15 protein-coding genes and 4 pseudogenes are annotated in these 25,321 nt (G+C 59.0%); 9 read left to right on the top strand and 10 right to left on the bottom strand.

What is annotated here, in order from left to right; translation table 11 throughout:
- Position 1 precedes the first annotated feature (1 nt).
- The 3 genes from pcaD to PQB87_RS33525 all read left to right on the top strand — a co-directional run bounded on the left by pcaD (position 2) and on the right by PQB87_RS33525 (position 2,842).
- Entirely contained in the window at positions 2 to 787 is a 786-nt protein-coding gene (pcaD, locus tag PQB87_RS33535) for a 3-oxoadipate enol-lactonase (protein WP_111938630.1), read from the top strand.
- Between the two features lie 10 nt (positions 788 to 797).
- A complete protein-coding gene (pcaC, locus tag PQB87_RS33530; RefSeq protein WP_021157590.1) occupies positions 798 to 1,184 on the top strand; it encodes a 4-carboxymuconolactone decarboxylase in 387 nt (128 codons plus the stop codon).
- A gap of 299 nt (positions 1,185 to 1,483) precedes the next feature.
- Positions 1,484 to 2,842: an MFS transporter gene (locus tag PQB87_RS33525; protein ID WP_059684818.1), complete on the top strand. Its 1,359-nt coding sequence runs from the start codon at positions 1,484 to 1,486 to the stop codon at positions 2,840 to 2,842.
- Positions 2,843 to 2,901: 59 nt separating this feature from the next.
- Here PQB87_RS33525 and PQB87_RS33520 read toward each other — a convergent pair whose 3' ends face one another.
- Together PQB87_RS33520 and PQB87_RS33515 are read right to left on the bottom strand one after the other, a co-directional pair.
- Positions 2,902 to 3,150, bottom strand: a complete 249-nt coding sequence (locus tag PQB87_RS33520; RefSeq protein WP_027790093.1) for a hypothetical protein — start codon at positions 3,148 to 3,150, stop codon at positions 2,902 to 2,904.
- Between the two features lie 107 nt (positions 3,151 to 3,257).
- Positions 3,258 to 3,875 carry a LysE family translocator gene (locus PQB87_RS33515; RefSeq protein ID WP_048021269.1) on the bottom strand — a complete coding sequence of 206 codons (618 nt, stop codon included), beginning with the start codon at positions 3,873 to 3,875 and terminating at the stop codon, positions 3,258 to 3,260.
- 491 nt (positions 3,876 to 4,366) lie between these two features.
- Here PQB87_RS33515 and PQB87_RS33510 point away from each other — a divergent pair.
- A pseudogene (locus tag PQB87_RS33510) lies at positions 4,367 to 4,567 on the top strand (IS66 family transposase); the annotation flags it as partial.
- A gap of 415 nt (positions 4,568 to 4,982) precedes the next feature.
- Complete coding sequence (locus tag PQB87_RS33505) at positions 4,983 to 6,824, top strand: DEAD/DEAH box helicase (protein ID WP_181522974.1); 1,842 nt, start codon at positions 4,983 to 4,985, stop codon at positions 6,822 to 6,824.
- A gap of 304 nt (positions 6,825 to 7,128) precedes the next feature.
- Here the strand turns inward: PQB87_RS33505 and PQB87_RS33500 are convergent, their stop codons facing one another.
- Both PQB87_RS33500 and PQB87_RS33495 read right to left on the bottom strand, forming a co-directional pair.
- Positions 7,129 to 7,770 carry a DNA topoisomerase gene (locus PQB87_RS33500; protein WP_060083164.1) on the bottom strand — a complete coding sequence of 214 codons (642 nt, stop codon included), beginning with the start codon at positions 7,768 to 7,770 and terminating at the stop codon, positions 7,129 to 7,131.
- 121 nt (positions 7,771 to 7,891) lie between these two features.
- A pseudogene (locus PQB87_RS33495) lies at positions 7,892 to 8,251 on the bottom strand (alkaline phosphatase family protein); the annotation flags it as partial.
- Between the two features lie 90 nt (positions 8,252 to 8,341).
- On the opposite strand from PQB87_RS33495, the gene PQB87_RS33490 reads away from it, so the two are divergent.
- From PQB87_RS33490 to tnpC, 3 genes are all read left to right on the top strand, one after another.
- Positions 8,342 to 8,728: a transposase gene (locus PQB87_RS33490; RefSeq protein WP_226129905.1), complete on the top strand. Its 387-nt coding sequence runs from the start codon at positions 8,342 to 8,344 to the stop codon at positions 8,726 to 8,728.
- Entirely contained in the window at positions 8,716 to 9,060 is a 345-nt protein-coding gene (tnpB, locus tag PQB87_RS33485) for an IS66 family insertion sequence element accessory protein TnpB (protein ID WP_133372528.1), read from the top strand. Before PQB87_RS33490 ends, tnpB begins: the two co-directional genes overlap by 13 nt.
- Positions 9,061 to 9,125: 65 nt before the next feature.
- Positions 9,126 to 10,658, top strand: a complete 1,533-nt coding sequence (tnpC, locus tag PQB87_RS33480) for an IS66 family transposase (RefSeq protein ID WP_034195837.1) — start codon at positions 9,126 to 9,128, stop codon at positions 10,656 to 10,658.
- 44 nt (positions 10,659 to 10,702) lie between these two features.
- Here tnpC and PQB87_RS33475 read toward each other — a convergent pair.
- A pseudogene (locus PQB87_RS33475) lies at positions 10,703 to 10,975 on the bottom strand (alkaline phosphatase family protein); the annotation flags it as partial.
- On the opposite strand from PQB87_RS33475, the pseudogene PQB87_RS33470 reads away from it, so the two are divergent.
- Positions 10,972 to 11,355: pseudogene (locus PQB87_RS33470) on the top strand (integrase core domain-containing protein); the annotation flags it as partial. The pseudogenes PQB87_RS33475 and PQB87_RS33470 overlap by 4 nt on opposite strands.
- Before the next feature lie 124 nt (positions 11,356 to 11,479).
- Here PQB87_RS33470 and PQB87_RS33465 read toward each other — a convergent pair.
- The 5 genes from PQB87_RS33465 to tssI (PQB87_RS33445) all read right to left on the bottom strand — a co-directional run bounded on the left by PQB87_RS33465 (position 11,480) and on the right by tssI (PQB87_RS33445) (position 24,698).
- Entirely contained in the window at positions 11,480 to 11,743 is a 264-nt protein-coding gene (locus PQB87_RS33465; RefSeq protein WP_081076319.1) for a PAAR domain-containing protein, read from the bottom strand.
- A 7-nt stretch (positions 11,744 to 11,750) separates the two neighbouring features.
- Positions 11,751 to 12,176 carry a hypothetical protein gene (locus PQB87_RS33460; protein ID WP_111938628.1) on the bottom strand — a complete coding sequence of 142 codons (426 nt, stop codon included), beginning with the start codon at positions 12,174 to 12,176 and terminating at the stop codon, positions 11,751 to 11,753.
- Between the two features lie 44 nt (positions 12,177 to 12,220).
- Positions 12,221 to 18,211 (bottom strand): type VI secretion system tip protein TssI/VgrG, encoded by a 5,991-nt coding sequence (tssI, locus tag PQB87_RS33455; protein ID WP_111938627.1) that lies wholly within the window; start codon positions 18,209 to 18,211, stop codon positions 12,221 to 12,223.
- A gap of 114 nt (positions 18,212 to 18,325) precedes the next feature.
- Complete coding sequence (locus PQB87_RS33450; protein WP_134255930.1) at positions 18,326 to 18,730, bottom strand: hypothetical protein; 405 nt, start codon at positions 18,728 to 18,730, stop codon at positions 18,326 to 18,328.
- 7 nt (positions 18,731 to 18,737) lie between these two features.
- The gene (gene tssI / locus PQB87_RS33445; RefSeq protein WP_489243373.1) at positions 18,738 to 24,698 is read right to left on the bottom strand and encodes a type VI secretion system tip protein TssI/VgrG; all 5,961 of its coding nucleotides are present in this window, start codon (positions 24,696 to 24,698) and stop codon (positions 18,738 to 18,740) included.
- Between the last annotated feature and the right edge of the window lie 623 nt (positions 24,699 to 25,321).

Raw genomic sequence — 25,321 nt, 5'->3', positions numbered from 1 at the left:
GATGCCTTTCGCCACTGTCAACGGCGTGAAACTGCATTACCGGATCGACCGTGCCGCGCGCGCCGACGCGCCGTGGCTCGTCTTCTCGAATTCGCTCGGCGCCGACCTGCAGATGTGGGCACCGCAGATCCGTCCGCTCACGCAGCACTTCAACATCCTGCGCTACGACACGCGCGGCCACGGCCATTCCGATGCACCGGCCGGTTCGTACACGATCGAGCAGCTCGCCGGCGACGTGATCGGCCTGCTCGACCACGTCGGCATCGATCGCGCGCATTTCTGCGGGATCTCGATGGGCGGGCTGACGGGCGCGGCGCTGGCCGCGCGCTTCCCGTCGCGCATCGTGCGCGCGGTGCTGTCGAACACCGCGGCAAAGATCGGTTCGCCGGAAGTGTGGGCGCCGCGCGCGCAAAAGGCACGCGCCGAAGGGATGGCCGCGCTCGCCGACGCCGTGCTGCCGCGCTGGTTCACCGACGCATTCGTCGAGCGTGAGCCGCGCCTGTTCGATGCGATCCGCGACACCTTCGTGCATACCGACAAGGACGGTTATGCGGCGAACTGCGACGCGCTGAATGCCGCCGACCTGCGCGAAGAGGTGAAAGGCATCGCGCTGCCGGTGCTCGTCGTGACCGGCGCGAAGGACATGTCGACGCCGCCCGACCAGGGCCGCGCGCTCGCCGCCGCGATTCCGGGTGCGCAGCACGTCGAATTCGACGCCGCGCATATTTCGAACATCGAGTGCACCGACGGCTTCAACCGCGCGCTGCTCGATTTCCTGACCGCGTGAGGCACCGGCGATGAACGACCAGGAACGTTACGAAGCAGGGATGACGGTGCGTCGCGCGGTGCTCGGCGACGCACACGTCGATCGTTCGATCGAGAACCGTACCGAGGTGACCGACGAATTCCAGAACCTGATCACGCGTTATGCATGGGGCGAGATCTGGACGCGCGACGGCCTGCCGCGCCATACGCGCAGCCTGCTGACCATCGCGATGATGGTGGCGCTCAATCGCGGCGAGGAGCTTGCGCTCCATCTGCGCGCCGCGCGCAACAACGGCGTGACCCGCGACGAGATCAAGGAAGTGCTGCTGCAGACCGCGATCTATTGCGGCGTGCCGGCCGCGAATTCCGCGTTCCATCTCGCGGACAAGATCTTCAAGGAACAGGACGCGGCCGCGTAAGACGGTCGGTCAGGCGCGGCCGGCTGAGGGCGGCCGCAACCGATCGCGTGGCCCGCTGTCGCGAGCGGGCCTTCGACGACGGAATCGATGAACGCGCCGGCAGAGCATCGGCGCACGGCACACCGGATGATTGGTGGACGAACAAAGGAAGGGCGCGGCTGCCATGCCGTATTGCTCATACATTATTAGCGTTGCATGGGACCGGAGTAAGCGCTGACACGCCAACGCCGGTCGACCACGACGCATGGGATCCACGTAGGCGCCAAGGCGCCAGCTTGGATCGACACAGGAGACTAGCGATGAATCGCGCACCCGTGGTCGATGTCCAGACCTTCATCAACGAGCAGCCGTTCGGTGGCTTTCAATGGCTCGTGTTCCTCATGTGTTTCGTGATCGTGCTGCTCGACGGCTTCGATACGGCCGCGATCGGCTTCATCGCGCCGTCGCTGCTCGGCGAATGGAACCTCACCAAGCCCGATCTCGCACCGGTACTCAGCGCCGCGCTGTTCGGCCTCGCGTGCGGCGCGCTCGTGTCGGGCCCGCTGTCCGACCGGCTCGGCCGCCGTTCGCTGCTGCTCGGCTCGGTATTCCTGTTCGGCGTCGCATGCCTGATGTCCGCATTCTCGACGACCATCGGACACCTGACGATCCTGCGTTTCATCACCGGCGTCGGGCTGGGCGCGGCGATGCCGAACGCGGTCACGATGATGGGCGAGTTCTGCCCGGACAAGCGCCGCGCGACCGTGATCAACCTGATGTTCTGCGGCTTCCCGCTCGGCGCCGCGTTCGGCGGTTTCCTGGCCGCGTGGATGATTCCGCATTTCGGCTGGCGCAGCGTGCTGATCCTCGGCGGCGTGACGCCGCTGCTGCTCGGCGTGCTGTTGCTGCTGAAGATGCCGGAATCGGTGCGCTTCATGGTCGCGAGCGGCCAGCATGTCGACAAGATCCGCGCAACGCTGGCGCGCATCTCGCGCGAAGCGCTGAAGGCCGGTTCGTTCGCGATGACCGAAGCCGCGCCGCAGACCGGCAGCAAGGGCCTCGGCGTCGTGCTGTCGCGCTCGTACATCGTCGGCTCGGTGATGCTGTGGCTCGCGTACTTCATGGGGCTCGTGATCTTCTACGCGTCGATCAACTGGATGCCGATCCTGCTGAAGGATGCCGGGCTGACGCCGAAGAGCGCGACGCTGATCTCCGCGCTGTTCCCGCTCGGCGGTGTGGGTGCCGTGCTCTGTGGCGTGCTGATGGACCGCTTCAACGCGAACCGCGTGATCGCCGTGTGCTACGCGCTGACGGCCGTCAGCGTGTATGCGATCGGGCAGGCGGCCGGCAACGTCGGGCTGCTCGTGCTGGTCGTGTTCGTGGCCGGCGTGCTGATGAACACCGCGCAATCGTCGATGCCGGCGCTCGCCGCCGCGTTCTATCCGACCGAGGGGCGCGGCACGGGTGTTGCGTGGATGCTCGGCGTCGGCCGCTTCGGCGGGATTGCGGGATCGTTCCTTGTCGCCGAGCTGACGCGCCGGCATGTCTCGTTTGCGGGCGTGTTCGCGACGATCGCCGTCGCGGGCTTGCTCGCGTGTGTCGCGCTGCTGATCAAGCAGATGGCGCGGCCGCATGGCGTGACGCAGCCGGCAGGCAAGATCGAATCGCTCGGGCATTGAGCGACGCGCGGGCCGGTGCGATGCGCCGGCCCGCCGAACGGCGGCCGTCGGGCCGCCGGTTATTCTTCCGCGTCGTGTTCCTTCACGAAGTTGCGCAGATACGCGCGCAGCGCAGCCTCCCGGCTGCGATGATCGGAGAGGTTCGCGGCGCCCATGTCTTCCTCTTCGCCGAACATCGTCGGTGGCGCGCAATAGATGCCGATCTCGATGTCTTCGCGCAACACACGAATCTCGTGCGTGAGCGGGCGATACTCGGCGATCCAGTGCATCCCCTCGATGTGTTCACCCGCCCTCAGCAGTGGCTTCATCGGCACTCTCCCGGCAGCAGCGGCGCAACCGGCGAAGCGGTTGCGCGCGCCCGTACCAAAAGGGTACGCCTGCATGGCACGAATCTCAACGGGCGCGCCGTGAGCGCTCACTGCGGCAGCAGGTGCGCGATCAGGGGGTACAGCGACAGGATCAGCAGTACGGCCATCGTCACGTTGAAGAGGCGCAGCGCGCGGGGATTCGACAGGAAGCGGCGCAGGCCGAGCCCGAACGCGGCCCACAGGCTGATGCACGGAAAGCCGATCAGAATGAATACGACGGCCATCCACGCGGCGTTCATCCCGTAGTCGCCGGACAGGCGGACCGTCGTCGCGGCGGTCAGCACCATCATCCATGCCTTCGGATTGATCCACTGGAAAGCGGCGGCTTCGATGAACGTCATCGGCCGCGGCTTGCCGCCGTGTGCCTTCACTTCGCCCGACGTGCCGATGCGCCACGCGAGGTACAGCAGGTACGCGACGCTCGCGACTTCGAGGATCGTATAGAGCAGCGGCAGGCGCTTGAATGCTTCGCCGAGGCCGAAGCCGACACAGAGCATCAGGATCGCGACGCCGGTGCTGATGCCGAACAGGTGCGGCACGGTGCGGCGGAAACCGAAATTGACGCCGGATGCGAGCAGCATCGTGTTGTTCGGGCCAGGCGTGATCGACGTGACGAGCGCAAACAGCATGCCGGCGGGCAGCGCGCTCAGGGTGAGGAATTCCATCGCGGATTCTCCATTCTGTTCTGGACTGGGATGGAGGTCAGTTTAGCGACGGTTTTCTGTACAGTACCGGTACAGTTTGGTTGACGATTGCCGGTACGGGGGCCTTGTGAGCGTGCTCGGTAGCGCCACGGCTTGTTGTTGTTGTTTCTCAAAAAAGATGTCCGCAGTCTCAATAGGTTGTCTTTGAATAAAAGGCGGCGTCCCACGCGTTGGGGATGAGATCTGACTCGCTCTGCGGGAATCGGCGGGTCAATATTTGGCAGTGTGGGATTTTGACGCAATGTTAGATCGACATCATCGCGTCGTTGTTGCCGCACTGAGGACACGCAACCGCCACTTCACTTCGAGCGCTTATCGGCAGAGAGAGGGGCGGGGAGCGCGAACGGCTAACGCTAAGCTACGCAGGACGTAGCTCGGCCAGGTCTCCTTCCAGCTGCGTTCGTCGTAAGTGACATGCCTGCGATGGCATGAGCCACATATTGGCCACGCGCGAGGACGTTTCAGGCACATCGGTCGCGGCTCACACGCGCGGCAAGCGTGGGCGCAAACCGCTCGATCTAAACCTGCCACGCGAGGTCGTGCGGCACGAGCTACCCAAGTCTGAACGATTCTGCGCGCACGACGGCCATGCCCTCGTGGCGATCGGCGTCGAGGCGAGCAAACAACTCGAAGTGATTCCAGAGCAGGCGCGTTGCGCAACGGCGGCGGCGTCCAGCACCATGGCGGCCAATGGCTTGGGCCGGCAATGGAATACGGTACGCAGCCTGCTTTTGGCATGGGTACTGACACTGCCCGCATCGATTGTTCTGGCTGCAGGGCTCCATTGGCTCTTCCGCGCAGTATTCTGAGTATTGGAGTCGCCGATCAAGGTCGGCGGTGCCATTGTCGAATCAATAGACTTCCGGAACGTGCATTGCGTCCGGTACTGGGTGGCGGACATAGTCGTTGCTTGCCGCCGATATCGATCACATCATTGGTGCAGGCGCAGGCCTGTGCCAATGTGCCTTCGAAGAAAATGCCGGAATGGTAGGCGGGTTATATTCGGCCATCGCAGTAGATCAGAGCGTGGTAGATTGGCAGTATTCCAATAAATCGATTATTCCGAGTATGGCCACAATCGTCCCGTCGTTTTCCTCGTGCGTGGGGAAAATGCAAGCTGGGGAACGACGACTTGCTGAGCGACTTGAACAGAAACTGGAGAGCGATTACCTGATCTGGTACGACGTGCGTGTCGGGTCGATGCAGTCCTACCCGGATTTTGTGATTTTGCATCCGCAGCGCGGGTTGCTGGTCCTTGAGGTAAAGGACTGGAAACCGTCCACGATTTTGAAGGTCGATCCCAGCGAGTGGCAGATCTTGGGGGAACACGGCCCGAAAGCGGTCGCCAACCCACTTGAACAAGCCAGGGGTTACACGCTGGAAATCATCGACGCGCTTCAGCGGGATCCGCAGCTCGTACATCCGACGGGACATTCCCATCAAGGGAAACTGCGTTTCCCTTGGACGTATGGCGTGGTGCTGCCGAACATGACTCGCAAGCAGTTCATGGACGGTGGGCTCGATCATGCGATCGATCCGAGCCGCGTGATCTGCTCCGATGAAATGACCGAAGCGGTCGACACGGAACAATTTCAGCAGCGACTGTGGCAGATGTTCAAGTATCAGTTCCGCGAAAAGCTGACGGTACCGCAAATCGATCGCATTCGGTGGATCCTATTCCCCGAAATTCGAATAACACCCCAGCAGCAGACGTTATTCGAGCAGAAACCAGAACTCCCGGACATCATGGCGGTGATGGATCTTCAGCAGGAACAGCTTGCGCGCAGTCTGGGGGACGGTCACCGTGTGATTCACGGTGTCGCGGGCTCAGGCAAGACGATGATCCTTGGATACCGGGCCGAGTATTTGGCGAGCCGCTCGGAAAAGCCTATCCTGATCCTCTGCTTCAGCGAACCGCTGTCCAAGCGGCTGAAGAGCTGGATGGATGCGAAGGGGTTGAACGGAAAGGTCGACGCCCGTAGTTTTCATGGCTGGTGCCGAAACCAGTTGATCACGTATCACCAGTCCCTGCCAGCGGAACAGGGCGCCGATTTCTTTCCAGCACTGGTTCAACGTGTCATCGAATGCGTCGATCGCGGCCACATTCCGGCGGCGCAGTACGGCGCGATTCTGATCGACGAGGGGCACGACTTCGAACCGGCCTGGTTCAAACTCGTGGTGCAAATGGTGTCGCCGGACAGCAACCATTTGCTGGTGCTGTACGACGATGCGCAGTCGATCTTCAACCGATCGAGCCATCGCGGATTTAGTTTTAAGAGCGTTGGCGTTCAGGCCCAGGGGCGAACGACGATCCTGAAGATCAACTACCGCAATACGCGGCAGATCCTCGAACTGGCCGCGCTGATCGCGAAAGACATCCTCGACCCGAAGGTGACCGACGACGATGGGGTACCGTTGATCCGTCCGGTCAGTTGCGGACGGGAAGGGCCTCGACCGTTGCTGATCAAGTTGCCGTCGCTTCGGGACGAGGCCTCCGAAATCGCTCGACGTCTGGCTCAGGCGTATCAGCAAGGTGTCGCGTGGCAGGACATGGCAGTTGTGCATCGAACCAAGTCGGTTGGCCAAGTCTGCGTCGACGCGCTGGAAAGAGCGAAGATTCCCTACCAGTGGCAGCAGCAAAACAAGAAGGCGTACTCGCCAACAGCCGACATGGTAACCGTCCTCACCATGCACGCCAGCAAAGGTCTGGAATACCCGTTCGTCGCTATCCCGGGCGTGGGGCTATTGTCGGCGGCGGAGGACGACCTGGAACAGGAAGCCCGTTTGTTCTACATCGCTGCCACGCGGTCGACCAACCAACTCGTGGTAACGGGCAGTGGGGATTCCTTGTTCATGCAGCGGCTGTTTCCCGATACAGCTTCGGCCTCGGCGCGACACGCGCGCGGCTAATGCTGCGGGCGAGAAAGTTCTGGATGAATAGTAACCAACAACGGATGTAACCATATGGCGAAGCTTCCCCCCAATGCCACGGCGACGACCACTTGCCCGTTGTGGAACTGCCCGCTCGTCAGTTGTGGTCGAGAGCAGGATTGTCCTTTTCACCGAGAGCGAGATCCCGAACGGCGTCGGGCATGGCAGCAAGTTTGTATCTCGATGCAAGTAGTTTGCGGCTCTAATCCGCCTCAGGAACTGCCGAGCATTCCCACGAAATCAGGGAAGATCTAGAGACCGCTGTTGCCACCGGGTTGTGTGATCACTTTTTCCACTCCTGGTGATCGCACGCCGGCCAGGCCGTGCATGTCATGAACGTTTTGCCGCTGGCCTTGGAGGTTTTCTGAACCATGTGCCCCTTGCCGCACTTCGGGCACGGCTTCGCGCTCTTCGGCACCGGCTTGTCCGATGCCCGCGGTTTCGCTTCGCACCCGGGTGGAGGAAGCGGCAGCTTGGCGGCCTTGGCCGTGTCGACCAGCTTGCGCAGCGTTTCCACCATCTTCGCCTCGAAGACCGGCAGTGGCACGCGGCCCTCGGCGATGCCGTCGAGCAGCTTTTCCCAACACGGCGTTAGTCCGTCGTCGGTAAGCGTCTGGGGTTGCGCGTCGACCAGGATCTGCCCCAGCGCCGAGGCCGTGATAGTCTTGCCGTTCTGCACGATGGAGCCGCGCTTGAGCAGCGTTTCGATGATCGCTGCGCGCGTCGCACTGCGTCCGATGCCGTCCAGCACGCGGAGCTTCTTCTTTTCCTCCGGATCATCGACCAGTCGGTGAACGTGCCGCATGGCGTCGAGTAGCGAACCTTGAGTGAAGCGTGGCGGCGACGACGTGCGGCCCTGATTGGCTTTCGCATCGTTGACGCCGACGGCTTGGTCTTCGTGAAGCTGGGGCAGCGTCGGCGTCATGTGCGGGAGGGCAAGAAAACGTGGAGTGCCTCGTTGTCGTGCAAGGGGCAAGTGTGGACGTGCGCGAGACGTGAAAACGGGACAGCCGGTGCATCGTGCGCCGGCCTAGAGACGCTGGCGATTAGTTCATCGGCACCGAGCTCAGCGCGGTGCCGAGCATTGGATCTAGGTATAGCGGCGTCGTGTTCGGCTTCGACGTGAAGTCGAACAACCCGCGCAAGTCGCCTGCGGTCGCGTCGAACGAACCGCCGCCGATGCGTTGGCCGCCGAACCAGTTGTCCTCGATGAAGCGCACGACGGACGATTGGTCGAGCATCGTGTGGTCGACATAGTTCTGCTTCGCGTACGGCGAGATCACGACGAACGGAATCCGCACGCCCGGGCCACAGCGCCCGTTCACCGGACTGCCGTTCACGCCAGCGCTGGCCTTGCCCGCGCCGCACTTGCCGTTGCCGTTCAGTTGGCCGACGGCGTCGAACGACGGTAAGCACCCGGGGAAGTCATCTTGATCGCGTTAGGCGCGAAGGCGAGGATCGTGTCCATCTAAATTTTTAATGGACAGATGTACACGATGGATGAGACCGAGGTGATGCAGGAGGTTGTGCAACCGACGCGACGTCGGCGGCACAGCAAGGAGTTCAAGGCACAGGTGATCCGTGCGGCGATGCAGCCAAACGTGTCGATCGCGGCGGTAGCGCTGCACTACCGCCTGAATGCCAACATGCTGCGAAGCTGGGTGGCCGCCCAGGAAGAACGGGATGCGGCCGAAGCTGCCCGCAAGTCGATGAGCGCGCCATCGGCAGAGTTTGTGCCGTTACAGCTTGAGACGTGCGGGGCTGCATCTGGGGCGACGGAGATCCAGATCGAGGTACGTCGGGGTGCGGCGACGGTGACCGTGCGTTGGCCGTTATCGTCGGCCAGTGATTGTGCGCTCTGGTTGCAGGGATGGCTGCGGTGATCCGCATCGACGCGATATGGCTGGCGACCGAACCGCTGGATATGCGTGCCGGCGCCGATACGATTCTGGCGCGTGTGGTGAAGGTGTTCGGCGCAGCGCGCCCTCACCATGCTTACCTGTTCGCCAACAAGCATTCGACGCGCATGAAGGTACTCGTCTATGACGGCTTCGGAATCTGGCTGGCTGCGCGTCGTCTGAACAAGGGCCGGTTCGTCTGGACGAACGGCCACGAAGCAATCGCCGTCGCGTTGAATCCCGAACAGTTGCGGGCGCTCGTGACGGGGCTGCCGTGGCAGACCCTGACGCACGATCACGTCATCTGCGTGGTGTAACGCGTCGTCGGTGCCGTAAACAGTTTCGCTTCCGTGGCGGTGCCGGCTCTGGCAGACTGGGCCGTATGAACCTGCCCGCCGACCTCGATGCCCTTAGCCCGGAGCAACTGCGCACACTGGCCGCTCAGTTGATGACCCAGGTCGGCGAGACGCAGCGTGAACTGCACTACCGTCAAACGCGTATCGATCAACTGACGCACGAACTCTCCGTGCTCAAGCGCCTGCAGTTCGGCAAACGCAGCGAGCAGCTTGATACCGAACAGATGAGCCTGCTCGACGAGGCGATCGATGCAGACCTGGCGGCACTGGAAGCCGAGCTCGAACAGCTTCAACCGGCCACGCGTGCCGCTGGGCCTGGGCAACAGCCGAAGCGTGTGCCCTTGCCATCGAAACTGCCGCGTACGGACATCCATCACGAGCCGGAAGACACCACGTGCCAGTGCGGTTGCCAGCGGGAGCGCGTGGGCGAAGACATCAGCGAGAAGCTGGACTATGCGCCAGGCGTGTTCACAGTCGAGCGGCATATCCGCGGCAAGTGGGCCTGTCGGCACTGCGGGACCCTGATCCAGGCACCGGTCCCGCCTCACGTCATCGACAAGGGTATCCCGACCACCGGGCTGTTGGCGCAGGTGCTGGTTGCCAAATATGGCGACCACCTGCCGCTGTATCGGCAGGAACGCATCTTTGCTCGCGCGGGCCTGGCGATCCCGCAATCGACGCTCGGCGCGTGGGTCGGCATCTGCGGCGTACGGCTGCAACCGCTGGTCGATGCGCTTCGCGAAGCGCTCCTGCAGCGCGACGTGCTGCACGCCGACGAGACGCCGGTGCAGATGCTGTCGCCCGGCAAGGGCAAGACGCATCGGGCTTACCTGTGGGCGTACAGCACGACGCCATTCGCCGATCTGAAGGCCGTGGTCTACGACTTCGCCGGCAGCCGTGCCGGCGAACATGCCCGAAAGTTCATGGGTGTGTGGCGTGGCAAGCTCATGTGCGATGACTATGGCGGCTACAAGGCTGGATTCGAACTGGGCATCACGGAAATCGGATGTGTCGCTCACGCGCGCCGGAAATTCTACGAGCTGCACGTCAACCACCAGAGCCAGATCGCCGAGCAGGCGCTGAAATACTTCGGCGCACTCTACGACGTCGAGCGTGACGTCGCCGAACTGAAGCCTGATCGAAGACAGGCCATCCGCCAGCAGCGATCCAGGCCCGTTGCCGATGCGTTGCACGCCTGGATGGTGACCCAGCGCAAGCTCGTTGCCGAAGGATCGGCGATCGCGAAGGCGCTCGACTACAGCCTGAAGCGTTGGGAAGCGCTCACGCGCTATCTCGATGACGGGCACGTGCCCATCGACAATAACTGGCTGGAGAACCAGATTCGACCATGGGCGACTGGCCGCTCGAACTGGCTGTTCGCCGGCTCACTGCGCGCGGGGCAACGTGCAGCCGCGATCATGAGCCTGATCCGGTCGGCGCAGCTTAACGGCCATGATCCGTACGCCTACCTGAAAGACGTGCTCACCCGACTGCCCACGCATCGTGCCGACGACATCGCGTCGCTGCTTCCGCATCGCTGGTCGCTCGCCGCGGCTTGATCAGCGGTACCTCACGAGCCTCGGTGCCTTTACCGGGGGCTTACGAACGACGCGCGGATCGGGCTCGCATAGGCGTGGTCGCACCAGCCGTCCGAGTCGTCATAGGTGACGATCATCGCGGTGTTTGGCCAGTCGGGCTGCTGCTACAGGAAGTTGACGACCTTCGTCACGAACGCCTGCTCGTCGAGCGGGGCGGAATAGCCTGCATGACCGTCCTGTGCCGCTGGTGCCTTCAAGAAGCTGACCGACGGGAAATTCCCTGCCTTCACGGCAGTGAAGAAATCATCGGAGTCGTACTGATGATTTGCCGGCTCCGGTGCCGGCGGCCGACCTGCTGAACGATCGTGTCGTCCCATTCTTCGACAGCTTCGGCATTCCGCTGCTGCGCGTGCTGACGGATCGCGGCACTGAATACTGCGGCAACCCCGAGCATCACGAATACGAGCTGTATCTGGCCGTGGAAGACATCGATCACACTCGCACGAAGGCCAAGTCGCCGCAGGCCAACGGGATCGTCGGGCGACTGCACAAGACCATGCTCAACGAGTTCTATCGTGTCGCCTTCCGCAAGAAGATCTACAAATCGGTTGATGCCTTGCAGACCGATCTTGATGCGCGGCTCGATCAGTACAACAATGAACGCGAGCATCAGGGGCGATGGTGTTACGGCAAGACGCCGATGCGCACCGTCCTCGATTCACTGGAACTCGCCAGGAGAAACTCATTCCTCATTGACCGCTTCTTCTCTAACGGCCCGACTACCTGTCAGATCGAGTTCCGGCTAATACACATCATCAATCGACTGTTGATAGGTACCCTTATCACTCACTCGCCAAAAATTGCTGTTGACTGGCAATTAATGCGGCGCCGCACGCCGTCTTCATATCGTCCAGCGCGACAGGCCTCATTTCGATCGAATACTGATTTGAGCCTTGGACGATGGGATATATACCGCCGCACTTTGGGCAGGACACCATATGGCCGAGTCCGGCGGCAGGTCTGCCACTAAAGTCGGCACCAGAGAAGCCCTCTAGAACAACACCGCCGTGGTCCGTCAAATCGCCCTTGCGAACAATAGCCTTCATGTGACTGCTACTCCGTCCGATGCTTCTTTACCAGTTCCAAAGTTTCGCACGCTCGAAGGATCGTATCTTCCGAGAATGGCGATAGCGGATGTTCGTTGAGCCACAGAAGCCATTCGATCACCGCATCACACTCGATGTCTGTCAGCTTGGGCCAGCGCTGCAGAAAATAGTCATCCCAGTATTCCACAACCGGCGACCTGTCCAGCGACCCCATCAAACTCTCGATGACCGTCAACGTGACCTGATTGTCTTCGATCGAGACGCGCATGATACCGGGCAAAAAGTAGCAGAACGCTTCGGGAGTAAATCTGTAGATAGCATCCGAGTACTTTGTCCAGTCGTAAGCAGTCGTCTCGTCCCAGAGCAGGTTTGAGAAGTGTAATGCGTCGTAGTAGTCGTTCGTGTCCGGTGAGACTGTTGGAACGACCGACATCGGCCTCTTCCTTTCGGAAAAAGCTTGTCTAATACGTTCCATCACTAAACGCCCGTCATCAGCTGTTTGCATTTTCCTACCATCGCCCATGCATCTGCCATTGCTTGTTGGTGGCCTTGGTCTCCACCGTTCCAACACCGTTGCTCGCGTTGTGACCTCGCCTTCGCAAGACCAAGCCAAGCGTTGTAACGGACCGTCAAGTCGTAACCTCTCATAGCCGGTGTACACCCGCCGAGTTTGCCGACGACATCTTTTGCGCGGTTCACCTCGTCGTTCAACTGCTTGCATGGATCGTTCGGACAAGGCGCTGCATCTGTAGCCGGTTTTGCTTTCGCTTGGCTCTGCGAGCTGCTGCCAGTTATGGCATTGTAGAGCGCACCGCCCCCAATGATTGCAGCGCCGCCGATGATCGTCACACCGGCCACGATATCTGCTATCGGATCCTCTGGACCACCGCCCAACACTTCTTCAGCTGCTGCTGCCTGACCGATTCCGCCCCAGGTCACGCCTAGTGTGCCGTTGAGGCCCAGCGGATCAATTCGCTGCGTCGGCTTTCCGTTTACGTACGCGTAGACATTGCCGCCGCCTCGAAGGCCAATGGGATCTGGTGTGATGTACCGTCCAATTTCCGGATCGTAGTACCGATACCGGTTGTAGTACAGCCCAGATTCCTTGTCGCGGAATTGGCCTGGAAAGCGTATTGGATTGTCGACCTCACTTGCAATGTGCTCACGAGCCCGACCATATGCGTCAAAGTCAACTGCCCATACAACCTTGCGGGTGTCGTCGTACAGTTCTTGCGGTGTGCCGAGATGGTCGTTCATATAGTAATACCGCTTGCCTTGCGCAATGCGTGCCAGCGGCCCCCCGTGATCAGGATGTGCAACATATGTAACGAGCGTGTCGTCGCGCGAAACTGATCCCGCGTGAATCTCCTGCAGCATCCAATCGCCATCCCAAGCGAACAGTGTCGTGCTCGATGTCTGTCCCGCAGGCGTATCTATCTTTGCTATACGGCGACCGAGCGCATCGTAGCGATACTCGGTTTTACCGCCATCAGCATGCTCGATGCTGATGAGTTGGTGAGCGCTGTCGTAACGGTAACGTGTTGCCGCGGAGTTTGCTGCCGCGACTGGAACAGGATCATCGCTGCGAGACAGCAGTTTGCCAAGCAATCTGGGCGTGGGCGGAGCTTCCACCTTTTCCCGCACGTCTCGTGTCGTCCGTTCAACACGATTCCCGTGTCCATCATAGGAAAAGTCGAGCTGCGATCGAGAGATCCCATTGGTAGCGATGAACCTGGCAAGGCGATCACCGATTGCTGCGGGAGAGCTTGCGGAGTCCTCTACTGCAACCTGTGTACCATCCGCACGCGTCTGCTCGAGCAGGTTCCCTGCCGGATCGTAACGATACGATTCACTTATTGCTGCCCGCTGGGTGTCGCCCGATTGGCATGTGACGCCGGTTAGTCGTGTGAGTGGATCATAGTGATAGTGTCGTTCCCCGCGCCATGCGTCGGAGACGTGAGTGAGCTGCCCTGCTGCATCGTATTGCCATGAGCGCCAAGGACGCGGTTCCGTATGCGATCGACCGTGCTCGTCGAGATCCAGAAGATGCTGCGCGACGGTGAGTCCTGCTTCGTTGAACTGGAACAGTTGCGCAACAGGTCCTTGAATTACCTGGGTCGTTCGATGCAACGCATCCCGTTCGAAACTCGCGAGCGGCTCACCGTTGAGCAGCATCCCGTGAATGTGACCGCTTCCGTATCGTTGCCACGTAAGCGTTCCGATGCTTGGCAATAGGGTTTCGCTTCGATTCCCGGACGGATCCAGGCGGTGCTGCAATCGCCATACGCGACCGTGGTGGGATTGAACCTCAGCAGTACGACGCCCGGCTGCGTCGTACTCGTATGTGATCTGCGATGGTTCGCCAATCGCAGGTTTGTGGTGAACCTGCGTTAGCAAGCCCCGGGAGTCGTAGACAAAGCTGGAGCGCGTCCCATCGCTCAATCGACGCTGGATGACTTGTCCGAGGGCGTCGTAGAGTAGTGTCGTGCGCAATTGACCATCGCGCCCATGATCGATTTGCTCAGCCAACTCACCGCCGCTGTTGTATTGGTATTGCTGGCGACGACCGTCAAACCCAATCTGCTCGCTGACGCGGTTACGCGCATCGTAACGGAGCAGTGCGCGTTCGCCCTTGGCATTCGTTAGCGAGATCACTCGACCGAGAGTGTCGTATTCGAAAACGTAGGTGCCTCCGACCGGATCAACGACCCCGGTCTGCTGCCCAAAGGCATTCCACGATACGCGCGTTGTTTGGCCCAATGGATCGATGTAAGCTTTCGCATTGCCGGCGGCATCGTATTCAGTTTTCCAGGTGCCCAGTCCGGCGGGTTGCACGGACGTTGGTTTGCCTGCGGCGTTGCCGTAGAACTTGCTGGTTTGTCCGAGCGCGTTCGTCTGACTCGTTTGTCGGCCCAGTTCATCGTAGCCATAGAGAGTCGTGTGCCCCGAGCAGTCGGTGCTTGCGATCAGTTGACCTGCGTTGTTCCACTGCGTCCGGGTTATGTTTCCGAGCGCGTCTGTACGCGTCACAGGCAGGCCGTTTTGATATTCCGTGCTGGACGTGTTTCCTAACGGATCAATTTCCTTGATCAGGAGGCCGTCAGCACTGTATTCGCGCTGCCAAATCTGGCCAGCCGGGTCGGTGATGCGGATCGGCAGGTTTTGCTCGTTATATTCGATTCGAGTCAAATTGCCAGCAGCGTCACGGATCGCGATCGGATTTCCGGTGGCATCGCTGATCGTTTCCGTACGTCGTCCCAACGCATCAGTTCTGGCCGCAATATTGCCGGTCTCGTCGAATTCGGTGGCCTCGATGTTCCCGTCGGGGTGTACGACTTGATCGACGGCCCAGAGGCCGTTATGTCGATAGGTCGTGACATTTCCGAGTGCGTCCGTAAGACGTGTCATGCGGGTGACAGGTTGGTAGTCGAAACGCGTATCGTGAGAGACGACCTTGTTTCCATCCCGGTCCGGTGCGTATGCGTAAGTGCGTATGCAGCGCGCTTGTGGAGTATCGCCATCCCACTCGGCGATAAACGTAGCTCCGGCTGGTGTGTCGTATCTTGTCAGCAGATGATGGTGATATTGATATCGCCAGACTTCGTTGCCGCGGTCAACCGCCTTGATTAGATCGCCGTGTTCGTCGTACTGATATGTGGCCAGCTTCCGCTCGGAATTACCGTGCTCGTCGGCCAAGTGAACTTCAACGATCCGTCCACGTTCGTCGTGGCGGGCTACTACGGTATGGCAGTTGTTGCGAATCTCGCTCAGGCTGCCGGTCTGCGTGTATGTAAAGGCGAGAAATTGTTTATCGCGTGTCTCACGCTGTCGTAGCAGCCACCGATCGTGCTCTTGCGGATGTGCTTCGTATGAGTCGATGGTTCCGTTCGGGAATCGCACGCTGTAGACTTCTCGATCGTCGTGATCGGGCAGTCTCGAGAGAGTGAATTTCTCGATCGGATGAAAATGATCCTGATCGACTTCAAGCAGAGGGAACTGCAGTTGCCGACCATCGAAGTCAATGTAAACAAGCTTCAGCGTGTCGGCGATAGTCACGCGACGCACTTCCGTTGCATAGCTCAACTTCCATGCGATGCCTAGACTTCCTGTCCTCTGGTCCGCACTACGGTAACGCCGGTTCCATCGGATCGGTACTCGTCCTGGCAGCACAAAATCGTCGTGTGTGAGCAGCTTCTGGCCAGTTGCTACATCAACCGGGTGCGCACTGGTCGTTTTTTTTGCGCACTCCGCACAGTCCGCTTCGGTGACGGCTGCGAGGCTCCTTGCGTTGCCGCCGCTTTGCGTAACTGGACCCTCGAGATATATGCCTTTGCCTTTTAGATGGATACCCGCTGCATCGATCGTGACCGTTCCACCAGGGCCAATTAGCTGTGCAGTCGACGATCCGGAAAGGCTTGCCTGTCCCTTGTCGGTAATCGTTATCTGATTGCTGTCTGAGCTTTGAACCGGGCCTGGAATCTCGGGGTTGAAGTCGGGCGAGATATCGAGCGGGTTTGCCTGATCTTGTTTTACTGCATCTCCGACTGCTTTACCGCGCACAGTCACTGTGTATGTGTGCCCGACGTGCGCAGTCCAATCCTGCACCACTCGATCGACTCGGCTCAGTCCGACGGTGCTGGCCATCTGCAGCGCGACATTGCGCAGGTACAGGCCACCAACGTTGACGTTATAGGCGAGCCCGACGTTGAGCATTTTCCCGAGTCCGACACTTTGCACGGACGCGAGGCCGACCGTCTCGAATTTGACGCCACCCGTAGAAAGTGTCCAGTTTCGACCTATCGTCGCGTTCTCGTCGTTGCCGATCGATTTGCCGCGATCGTTACCAACCGTGTGCGATTCGTCGTTTTCGACTTCGATGCGCTGATCTTTCTCGGCATGTAACCAGACTTCTTCTTGCCCCTTTTTATCCTCGAAGCGCAGTGCGTTCGCGGTGTCGGAGCTTCCACCCGTGGTAGATCTGGTCAAAATCCCGCTTTGTGTCGCGTTTGCCGGAAGTTGCCACGGCGGCATGTTTTGCGCGTTATAGACGGACGAGATGATCAGAGGCCGATCGGGATTTCCGTCACCGAATACAATGACCACTTCGTCGCCGATTCTGGGCAACTGAATCATCCCGAAACCGCCGCTTGCCCATGGTTGGGCAACGCGAATCCAACAAGAACTTGCCTGGTTTTTCTTACCCAGTCTGTCCCAATGGAACTGGACTTTTACTCGGCCGAGTTCGTCCGTGTAGATTTCGTCCCCCTTAGGGCCGACCACGACAGCAGTCTGGATGCCATGAATGACCGGGTGCGGGATCGTTTGCAACGGCCGAAATGCGATCTTCTTACGGATGCACCGAAATTCGTTCGTGTAAGTCGCAACTCCAGGTTTAGCCTGATAGTTGTTTGTGCCGTGGTGTCGAATCCAGGTTAGAAGAAACTGCCGGTCTTCGGGCTGGACTCGTTCGTGATCGTAGTGGTCTTCGACCTGGATGTAATGGCCGAGTGTGAGGCGACGGCAGTAGCTTTTGCCGACAAAAATCTTGCTATGCGCAGCGAGTGCCTCGCTCCGAAAGCGGGCGAGTTGCTCGCCTCTGCTACTGTCAGGGAAGCCATGTGCGCCAAGGTAGTCGTAGACTTCGTAATTTTCTACGTCACCCTGATTGATACCGGTGTCGTCTTGAACCTGCCGTTGCGCTGCTGGGGCTTTGTAGTCGACGGTCTTGAGCGTCGTACTTCCGGAGGTCAATTGTCGACGTGCCGCGAATGCGGTGATCACCTGTTCGTCGTCGAGAATTTCGTCTGTCGAGTAGCGCAAGCTCGCGCTGCGTCCGGCAATCGGCTTCGCATCGACGGATGTGTCGCTGATGATCAGCTTGTGGGCATCCTTCGCGTGCTCGAAGTAGAAGAACAGTCCTTCCTCCTGCATCAGCCGCAGTACAAACGTCAGGTCTGTTTCCTTGTACTGAATGCAGTAACTGCGATTGACAGTCGGTTTCTGCAGGCGAAACTCCACGTCGCCGAATTTCCGATAGGGCTGCAGTACTGCACCGAGGATGTCGGTGACCGTCTGTTCCTGGAAGATCCGTATGTCCTGCCGACGGTCCATGAACGTGATCCAAGGACGGGCGATTGCCTTGTATCGGGCGAGGCCGCCATCCGTGCCGATGTGCTCGAAGTCCGTGATATAGCCGTGAAAGTATCGCTCGTCGCTGCTGGCGAGTGCGTCGGTAAGCTGCAGGGTGATCGTGACGGGCTTACCGATCAGCTTCTTGAGTTCGATGTTCGGATCCTGCGAGGCCAGTGTGAGCCAGGTCTCGAACAGTTTACCCAAGCCTTCCTCGCACGTGAATTCCGTGAGCACGAGTTCGGACCGGCCCGACAGCGGCGTCTTGATCGTGAACAACCGGTTGTTCTGTAACGCAAAGAATTGCTTCGCGATCTCAGCAATGGAGAGCGGTGGCATGCGATGGCGCCCTGTCTTATTGGTTCAAGTGTGAATTGATCTCATACCGATCCGACCACCCGTCAAATAGGCTCCTTGGGCGGGCCGGGTGAACAAGTTGCACATTGAGCGAGATCAACCTTGTTTCCGCCGTATAACCGCACGAACCCAACCAGCAATCGCAACAAACGTCAGACCGGGGGAAAGTATCAGTGCAACCAGTAGGTCGAAGACTTTGGAAAGCTCGGATTCCGTGGCCCCAAATATCCAGTGACTGGCAGTTCGGCTCACGACGTACCATAGAAGAGCGCCACCTATCGAACACAATCCGATCATGAGCCAAGGTTTCGTTTCCGGTTCAACCTTACGCCAGACAAAAATCGCGCTCGCAGCCCAAGCGGCATAGATGGGAACCCACAAGGGGCGGGAAATTTCGGAGGCCGATACAAAAGTCGACAGGATCGCCACAAGGATCATGAGGACAAGCAAACCCATGGCATCCGGGAAATATCGGCTTCGTTGCATGGTAATCAATGGCATTGGTTTCTCATTTCTTGAATGCTGAATTGGGACACGTGCAAGCGTGCTGAGCCTGATCCATTGCAGCCGTGCCAAACGGAGTGAAGACCGCGCCGGCCAACTCAGCTGCTCCGGAAAGAAATGACGAGACTGTACCTAAGACGCCAGCAGTCGCTGGGAAAATGCCACTTATGGCCCTTCCAACAAGGCCGGGTCCTTTCGTAAGGGTTAGCTTTTCTGCACCAACTTCACCCGCAGTCTTAAGCGATTCAACGTATCCTTCATTCATGCTTGGGATGTACTGTTGGATGTTGCCTGCATTCGCTACCCACGCTCCGGTCGATCCGTAGTTGGCGCGCAAGAAATTCTGGACGCATTTGCTGCCTGTTGGGGCGAGAGGATAAATTCCGTTCTTATCTGGATAAGCACCATATTGATTCGGACGCACGCTATAGGGCCCCATGCCCGGGTTGTCGAGGCCGCGCGGGTCTGTATAGCTCAGCGGATTTCCCGCAGCATATGCGTAGAAATTGACCCCGCCGTAAATTCCGATCGGATCTTGGTTAACGTACCGTCCAATCTGCGGATCAAAGTATCGGTGACGGTTGTAGTACAGCCCCGATTCCAGATCGTGATACTGCCCGGGCAACCGGATCGGATTGTCGATTTCATCTACGATATGTGTAGGTGCACCGCCGTAGGCATTCAGATCCACCGCCCACACAACTTTCCGATCGTCATCTACCAGTTCTTGCGGTGTGCCCAGATGATCACTGAGGAAATGATAGCGCTTGCCACCCTCCAGTTTCGCTAATGGACCGGAATGGTCAGGGTGTGCGATGTAAGTGATGGCAACATCCTCGCGTGGTGACGCACCCGCGCGGATCTCCTGTAGCATCCAGTCGCCGTCCCAAACAAAAAGCGTTGTACGCGGCGTTTCGCGCGCCGGCTTGTGGATCTTTGCAATGCGCCGTCCGATTGCGTCGTAGTGGTATTCGGTTTGACTGCCGTCCGCGTGCTCGATGCTTGCGAGCTGATGTGCACCATCGTATCGGTAGCGTGTTGTCATCGCTGCTGTCGTTTCGGCGGTACGGATGGATTGAGTTTCACTCTGTCTCGACAACACTCGATCAAGTAGTTTGAGTGGTGGTGCAGGCGTAACGCTCTCGCGGATTTGCTGTATCGATTGGCTGACCCGATTTCCGTGCCCATCGTATGCGAATGCGAGCTGCGAACGCTTATCGCCGTTGGTGTCTACGAACTGAGACAACCGATTTCCGTGCGTGAAGTGTTCAACTGTCGGATTGTCGCCTTCGATTTCATCAGCGACACGTGCAAACAGATTTCCGGTCGAATCGTAGTGGAACGTTTCGCTCGAAACTCGAAGTTTCGCCTCGCCAGGCGTGCGAGTGACGCCTGTTAATCGAGCAAGCTGATCATATCGATAATGGCGCATACCGCGCCATGCATCGGCCTGCTGCGTCAGTTGACCAGAGGGGTCGTATTTCCACGTACGCCACGGCCGCGGATCCGTGCGCGGCTGACCACGTTCATCGAGGTCCTGTAGACGTTGTGATTTCAGATAGCCGGCGTCGGTGTAATCGAACAGCTGTGCGATCGGGCCTTGGGTGGTCGTGACCGTGCGATGCAGCGCGTCGCGCTCGAAGTTCGCCAGTGGCTCGCCGTTCAGCAGCAGTCCGTGGATATGCCCAGTGCCATAGCGCTGCCAGGTGAGCATGCCCATGCCGGGTAGCAGAGTCTCGCTGCGGTTGCCGGCAGCGTCGAGTTGATGCTGGAGCCGCCAGACCCGACCGTGGTGCGCTTGCACTTCCCCGGTTCGTCTTCTCGCCGCGTCATACTCGTAGGTGACTTGTGACTCAGAGCCGTTTGCCGGTTGATGACGCAGCTGCGTAAGCAAACCTCTTTCGTCGTAAACCAATGTAGTACGCGTACCGTCTCCGAGCCGCCGCTCGATCAGGCGGCCGAGACTGTCGTACAGCATTGATATGCGCAGTTGGCCTTCCTGACCGTGATCGATTTGCTCAACCGGCTCGCCTGCGGAGTTATACATGACCTGCTGGCGACGTCCGTCGAAACCAATCTGCTCAACGATGCGCCCTGACGCATCGTAGGTGAACGTGCAGCGTTCGTCTTTCGCGTTGATTAGACTGGTCAGTCGACCAAGCTCATCGTATTCAAACTTCGTCTCGCTACCCATCGGATCGAGGACACCGACAGGTTCGCCGTATGCATCCCATGTGACGTGTGTCGTTCGGCCGAGCGGATCGATGTGCGCGATTGGCCGCCCAGCCTGGTTGTATTCGGTTTTCCAAATGCCAAGCCCAGCTGGTTGGACCGCAGTAGGCTTGCCGGCAGCGTTGTTATGGAGATTTTCTGTTTGCCCTACCGCTGTCGTTTGACTAGTCAATTGGCCGAACTCATCATACGCATACCGGGTGATGTAACCGGAACAATCGGTGTGGGCAATCAGCTGGCCTGCATTATTGAACTGCAGATGCGTAACGTTGCCGAGCGCGTCTGTATGCATGCTCGGCAAGCCGTTTTCGTAGGCCGTTTCGCTCACGTTGCCGAGCGGATCGACTTCCTTGATCAGATTTCCGTTCGCGTCGTATTCGCGCTGCCAGATCTGACCGGCGGGATCAGTGATTCGCGTCGGCAGGTTGTGTTCGTTGTACTCGATGCGTGTCAGGTGACCGGCGGCATCTCGAATGGCAACCGGATTGCCTTGCGCATCACACACCGATTTGGGTGTGCGGCCAAGAGCATCGGTGCGGCCTACGACATTTCCGGTTTCGTCGAACTCGGTGGTCTCGGTGCTGCCGTCAGGATGCGTGACATGGTCCACCGCCCACAATCCGTTGTACCGGTATATCGTGGTATTTCCGAGCATGTTGGTCACGCGTGTCATCTGCAGCCGAGCTTGATAGTCGAATCGCGTGTCGCGTGTGATCAGCGGCTTGCCGTTGTCGTCGCGCGTGAAGGCGTAGGTACGTATGCAACGCGACTGCGGGGTAACGCCGTCCCATTCGGACACGAACGTTGCGCCGGTCGGTGTTTCGTAGCTCGAGAGCAGGTGCTCATGGTATGAGTACCGCCAGATCATGTTGCCATGATCGACCGCCTGGATCATATCGCCGCGGTCGTCGTAGCTATACGTGGCGAGTTTGCGCTTTGAATCACCGTGCTCATCGAGCCAATGCACTTCTATGATACGGCCGAATTCATCGTGCCGGCACGCGACTGTATGGACGTTGTTTCGGATTTCACGCAGGCTACCGGTCGGCGAGTAGGAAAGCGTGAGTGCCTGGCCATCTCGCGTCTCGTACAAGTGGAGCTGCCAGCGCGATGGATCAACCGGGTGGCGCTCGTAGGTCTCGACAATCCCATTCGGAAAGCGAACTGCATAACGTGGTCCGTTTTCGCCGTCATCGAGCCGCGCAAGCGTGTACTTCTCGATCGAATGGAAATGTGCGTCGCCCGGTTCGAGCATCGGAAAATGCAGTTGTCGCCCGTCGAAGTCGATATAGACAAGCTTCGATACGGCAGCGATCGTTTGTCGTTGAACTTCGGTCGCATATTGCAGTTTCCACGCGACGCCAAGGCTGCCGGTACGTTGATCTGCGCTGCGGTATCGGCGGCTCCATTGAATAGGTATGCGCCCGGGCAGGGTGAAGTCCGTTAGGTTCAAGAGCTTCTGGCCAGTCACTACGTCGACCGGGTGCGCTGATTGCGTCTTCTTTGCACACTCGGCGCAGTCCGCCTCAGTCACGGGCGCCAGTCCTGTCGCGCTGCCGCCGCTTTGCGTGACCGGTCCTTCGAGGTAGATGCCCTTGCCCTTGAGGTGGATGCCGGATGCGTCGATCGTAACGGTACCGCCCGGGCCGATCAACTGGGTGATCGACGCGCCTGACAGGCTCGCCTGTCCCTTGTCCGTAATCCGAATCTGGTTGCTGTCTGCGCTCTCGACAGGCTCGGGGATCTGCGGGCTGAAGTCGGGCGTGATGGCCAGGGGCGTCTCCTGGTCCTTTTTTACAGCATCTCCCACCGCCTTGCCGCGTACCGTGACCGCATAGGTATGACCCACGTGCGCGGTCCAGTCTTGTACCACGCGATCCGTGCGGCTCATCCCGACCGTACTTGCCAGCTGCAGGGCGACGTTGCGCAGGAGCAAGCCACCGACGTTCACGTTGTAGGCGAGCCCGACGTTGAGCATCTTGCCAAGCCCGACGCTTTGCACCGACGCGAGGCCGACCGTCTCGAACTTGATGCCGCCCGTCGATAGCGTCCAGTTCCGGCCGATCTCCGCTTTCTCGTCGTGCCCCACTGTTTTATGTCGATTGACACCGACTGAATGCGACTCGTCGTTCTCTACCTCGATGCGCTGATCCTTCTCCGCGTGCAGCCAGACCTCTTCTTGCCCCTTTTTGTCTTCAAATCGTAGCGCGTTCGCCGTATTGGTGTCACCGCCCGTACTCGAGCGCGTCAGAATCCCGCTTTGCGTCGCATTCGCTGGCAAGCTCCAGGGCGGCATGTTCCGCGCGTTGTAGACGGAGGAGAGAATCAGGGGACGATCAGGATTGCCATCGCCGAAGACCACGACCACCTCGTCACCGATTCTCGGCAACTGGATCATTCCGAAGCCGCCGCTCGCCCATGGCTGGGCAACCCGCACCCAACACGAACTGCCTTCATCATTATTGCCGAGACGGTCCCAGGGAAACTGCACCTTCACACGGCCGAGCTCGTCTGTATAAATTTCCATGCCCGGGGGGCCGACGACTATTGCGGTCTGAATGCCGACGATGGTCGGACGGCGGATCGTCAAAAGCGGCCGATACGGAATCTTCTTGCGAATGCAGCGAAATTCGTTCGTGTAGGTCGCGACACCGGGTTGTGCTTGATAGTTGTTTGTGCCGCGATGTCGGACCCATGTCACCAGAAACTGGCGCTCCTCGGGCTGTGCTCGTTCATGGTCGTAGTGCGCCTCGATCTGGACATATCGAGCGGGCTCAATGCGTCGGCAGTCGCTGACACCGGAAAAGTACTTGCTGTGGGCGGCCAGCGCCTCTGAACGAAAGCGCGCGAGCTGCTCGCCACGGTTACTGTCCGGAAACCCGTGTGCCCCGAGATAGTCGTAGATTTCATAATTGTCGACGTCACCCTGATTGATGCCGGTGATGCCATCGACGAGGCGCTGCGCGCCTGGCGCCTTGTAGTCGTTGGTTTTCAGCGTGGTGCTGCCTGACGTCAGTTGCCGATGTGCGACGAACGACGTGACGACTTGTTCGTCCGAGAATATCTCGTCGGTAGAGTAGCGTAGCATCGGGCTGCGCCCGGAAATCGGCGAGGCGTTTGTCGATGTGTCGGTGATGACGAGCTTATGGCCGTCCTTCTTGTGCTCGAAGTAGAAGAACAGCCCTTCCTCCTGCATGAGGCGTAACACGAACGCCAGATCCGTTTCCTTGTATTGCGTGCAGTAGCTCCGCTTGAAACTCGCTTGGCGCAACCGAAACTCGACGTCGCCAAATTTCCGATACCGCTGTAGCACGTCGTCAAGAATTTCCTCGACGGTCCTTTCCTGGAAGATGCGAATGTCCTTCCGACGATCCATGAAGGCAATCCAGGGGCGAGCGATAGCCTCATAAGTCGCGAGAGCGCCGTCCGTACCCGTATGCTCGAAATCCGTGACATAGCCGTGAAAGTAACGTTCTTCCGAGCTGGCCATTGCATCGGTCAGTTGCAGCGTGACCGTGATCGGTTTGCCGATCAACTTTTTGAGCTCGATGTTTGGGTCTTGAGACGCGAGCTTTAGTTTGATTTCAAACAGCTGTCCAAGCCCCTCGTTGCAGTCGAACTCGGTCAATACGAGATCTGAGCGGCCGGAGAGAGGCGTTGAAATCGTGAACAGTCGGTTATTTTGAAGTGCGAGAAACTGCTTCGCAATCTCGGCGAAGGAGAACGAAGACATCTGCGGCCCTGGATATGGTTAATCGTTTGCGCAGATCGTACCGCAAGGCTCGCGAAAAAGGGAGATCATGTTGAGGTTTGATTTATTAAAATAAACATACAAATATATTACTTTTGTATAACTGAAAACTGCCTGCGAATTATCGATGGTGTCCAGAAGGATTTGACGACTACCTTTATGCCGTACGCGTTGGTCGGGCTGTAGGTTGCTAACTATCGAATAAGCTTCTCCGATATGCGAATCTCATGGCGCATATGAATCGGATTGCGAATCCTGAAGAGCTGGTTGGTAGCTAGCGGAGATCGGAGGATGCCACCTACGATTGCCGTGTAGGTTGGGAATCTGCGAGAGAGAAAAACAGCGCAGCGTGCGGATGGACCTCAATCAACACGGCGTGCCGTGGCGGCTTATTTCTTTGGTTTGGACTTGTTCGATGCGGGACCCTTGCGCTGTGCTAGGTCAGATGCTGCGACCTCCTTTTCCTTCTTTGTCGACTTCGGATCACGCAAGATCTTGCCCGCGTCAGATGCGGCTTTCTTTCCCGTTGCCATGGTCATCGCTCGTTGTGGTGGAACCCTGAGTATCAGGGCAAAATAATCGTATTAACTTGCATGGCAAACTTC

Source organism: Burkholderia sp. KL41, from assembly GCF_057005415.2.
The sequence above is the reverse complement of the archived record's forward strand: the minus strand, read 5'-3'. Positions and strand labels throughout refer to the sequence as shown.